The 3,667-nt window shown below is 52.6% G+C and carries 1 protein-coding gene; it reads right to left on the reverse strand.

All coding sequences use genetic code 11. From position 1 onward, the window contains the following. Positions 1–358: 358 nt before the first annotated feature. Entirely contained in the window at positions 359–3,562 is a 3,204-nt protein-coding gene (locus tag AC5JO6_RS15790) for an efflux RND transporter permease subunit (RefSeq protein ID WP_496082022.1), read from the reverse strand. Positions 3,563–3,667: the final 105 nt, after the last annotated feature.

Below are 3,667 nucleotides of genomic sequence, written 5' to 3' on the forward strand. Positions count from 1 at the left end.
TTAAAACCGCGACTACGTAAACAAAGTCCGCCTGCGCGGACTACCGCAGAGTAAGAGTTTTACAACCTGCAACGGCAGGTTTTGCCTCTGTAGCCGCGACTTCAGTCGCCAATGCTACTTTTTCTTTGTCAACTGCCGAAGACAGAAGGAAAGCCGCCGTGTTCTTGAACGTCTGCCCTCTGCTCTCATTCGACTGAGCGCTCACGCCGAAGTCTGCCTTCTGCCTCTTTGCAACTGTACTTCACTGGATTAAGAACCGCTATATAGGTCAAGTACCTCTCTTAAAAAGGGTTGGTGGACGACTCGATCGCGCTACTTGAGCTTATAGCCTTTGGGCTACAGGCAACCTTAGTGTTAATTAGCCGTTTTCTGGTGAGGTAGAGGCACCAACCTCCGATCGCGGCTGAGGTTGTGCTTCACCTGTTTTACCGTTGTGAGCATTGCCATCACCACCCTTGCGCGATCGAAAGCGGTCTTCTAGCGACACGATGATGATGTAGAGAATGGGTACGATGAACAGGCTGAGAATGGTAGAAACCAGCATTCCGCCCGCAACAGCGGTGCCAAGCGATCGACGACTCGCTGCACCCGCGCCAGAGGCAAAGACCAGTGGCAGCAAGCCTAGGATAAAAGCAAACGAAGTCATCAAAATTGGTCGCAGACGTTCCTGGGCGGATTCGACAGCGGCTTTGGTGACCGAAAGTCCTTGTTCTCGCAGTTGGTTGGCAAACTCCACAATCAGAATCGCGTTCTTACTGGATAACCCAATCAGCATCACCAGACCAATTTGAGAGTAAACATCGTTCGAGAGTCCGCTGAGCGTCAATGCCAGCAAAGCGCCCAAAATTGCCAATGGCACCGCTAGTAGAATGATCACCGGGTCGATGAAACTCTCATACTGCGCTGCCAGCACTAGAAACACGAAGACAATGCCTAGCCCAAAAATCAGCGGTGCCTGACCGCCAGAAGACAGCTCTTCGGCGGATGTGCCCGACCATTCATAGCCTTGAGTCGGTGCTAGAACCTTTGCAGCGATATCCTCCATTGCTTGTAGTGCCTGCCCAGAGCTAAAGCCAGGAGCGGGACCACCCGTAATTTCCACCGATCGAAACAGGTTGTAGTGGTTGATTGTCTGGGCACCAACGATCGGCGTTAGCGTGACAAAGCTACTGAGCGGAATCATTTGATCATTGTTCGACGATCGCACCTGCAACCGCCCCACATCGCCAGGGTTGGCGCGGAACTGCTTATCTGCCTGCACATACACCCGATAGGTACGGCGATCGAGGTCAAAATCGTTGACATACTGTGATCCCAACAGCGTTTGCAGCGTGTTAAATACCTGATCGATAGGCACGCCCAGCGCTTCTGCCTTGTTGCGATCGACATCCACCCGTAGCTGCGGTGTGCTGGCAGAGTAGGTGCTGTAGACTTGCAGCAAGCCTGGAGTCTGAGCCGCCTGCCCAATGATCTGACCCATTGTTGCCACCAGCGGATCTAATTCACCGCCCGTTTGACGGTCTTGCAGCTCAAACTGAAAGCCGCCAACCGTACCCAAGCCCTGAATGGCAGGCGGATTCACGGGTATAATGCGAGCATCGGTAATGCCGCTTATAGCGCCTCGCAGTTTCCCAAGAATTGCCTGGGCAGATTGTCCTTCCTTCTTGCGCTCCTCCCAGGGTTTAAGAGCGGTGAAAATAATCCCCTGGTTGGCAGTGTTACCACTAAAGCTGAAACCGCCGACCGAGAAGGTACCGACCACGTCAGGACTCTTGAGTATCTCCTGCTCCACACGGTTCATGACATCGCCTGTGTAGTTGAGCGAAACCCCATCTGGACCCTGGATCAGAGTGATGAAGTAACCCTGATCTTCTTCGGGTAAAAAGGCGGTGGGGACGCGTGTGTACAGTACGCCTGTACCGACCAACAGCAGAGCAAATACGCCTAATACGATGAAGCGTGCTCTCACTAACTGTTGCAGCGATCGCGTATAGCCGTTGCGTGTTTTATCGATCGCCCAGTTAAAACGGTCAAACAGCCAGTTGCGCTTGGGTGCCTCTTGCCGCAGCAAAATGGCGGAGAGTGCAGGCGTTAACGTTAGCGCATTAAACGTCGACAGCACGATCGAAAAGGCGATCGTCAGCGCAAACTGCTTGTAGAGTTGCCCCGTGGTGCCAGGGAAAAAGGCAACAGGCACAAACACCGCCACCAGCACCAATGAAGTTGCAATCACCGCACCAAACAGCTCTCGCATCCCCTGAGCGGTTGCCTCACGCGGATTCATGCCTTCCTCTTGAATCAGGCGGACAATGTTTTCCACCACGATGATGGCATCATCCACAACCAGTCCGGTTGCCAGTGTGAGACCAAACAGTGAGAGCGAGTTAATCGAAAAGCCAAATACCTTAATAAACGCAAAGGTTCCAATCAGTGAGACTGGGATCGTAATGGCTGGAATGAGCGTCGTCCGCCAATCTTGCAGGAAGAAGAAAATCACAATAATGACCAGGACGATCGCTTCAAGCAAGGTTTTAACGACTTCTTTGAGCGAGGCATCGACATACAGCGTCGTATCCAGCGCCACTTGATAATTCAAGCCCGGTGGGAACGTCCCCTTCAGTTTTGCCAGTTCTGCCTTAACTTCCTCAGCAACGGTTAACGCATTACTGCCAGGGAGTTGGTAAATACCGATCCCCACAGCATCATTACCGCGATAGCGCAGAAAGGAACCGTAGTTTTGTGCGCCCAGTTCAACACGCCCCACGTCTTTGAGGCGCACGAGATTACCACCTGTTCCCGTTTTGACCACCAGATTTTCAAACTGCGAAACGCCAGTCAAGCGGCTCACAGCCTGGAGATCAATCTGATAGCGCTGATCGTCAGGTGATGGCTGCTGACCGATCGTCCCAGCACCCACTTGAATGTTTTGACTCTGGAGCGCTGTCACCACATCTTGAGACGTTAAAGCGCGACTGGCGAGCTTATTCGGGTCAATCCACAGCCGCATGGAGTACTTCCGTTCACCAAAGATGGTGACATCGCCCACTCCTTCCAACCGCTTGAGCGCATCGACAATGTAGAGGTCGGCGTAGTTACTCATGAACGTGTTGTCGTACTCGCCGCCCTGTGCGTAAAAGCCGATCGCCAGCAAAATGTTGTTCGATCGCTTCGTGACGCTGACCCCAGTATTTCGCACTGGTTCGGGCAGTTGTGGCTCGGCAACGGCAATCCGGTTTTGCACATCCACGGCAGCAATGTCTTTGTCGCGTTCAGCGTCAAACGTGACAGTAATGGTGCTGGTGCCGTCGTTACTGCTGCTGGAGGTGATGTACTTTGCGCCTTCTACCCCGTTGATTTGTCGTTCCAGAATGGTGGTGACAGCGTTTTCAACCGTTTCAGCCGTCGCTCCCGCATAATTAGAGGTCACTTGAATCTGCGTCGGGCTGATTTCGGGATACTGCGCGATCGCCAGCGTAGGAATCGAGATTGCGCCTACCAGGATAATCAGCAGTGAGCAAACAATGGCAAAAATCGGTCGCTTAATGAAAAAATCGGCAAACATACAGTTACCAGGAAAAGTGTATGGAGGCAGCGCAAGGGGGGCGATCGGAACAGCTATCAGCTATTAGCTATCAGCTATCAGCTATCAGCTATCAGCTATCAGCTA

It is taken from the genome of Tildeniella sp. (assembly GCF_059505325.1).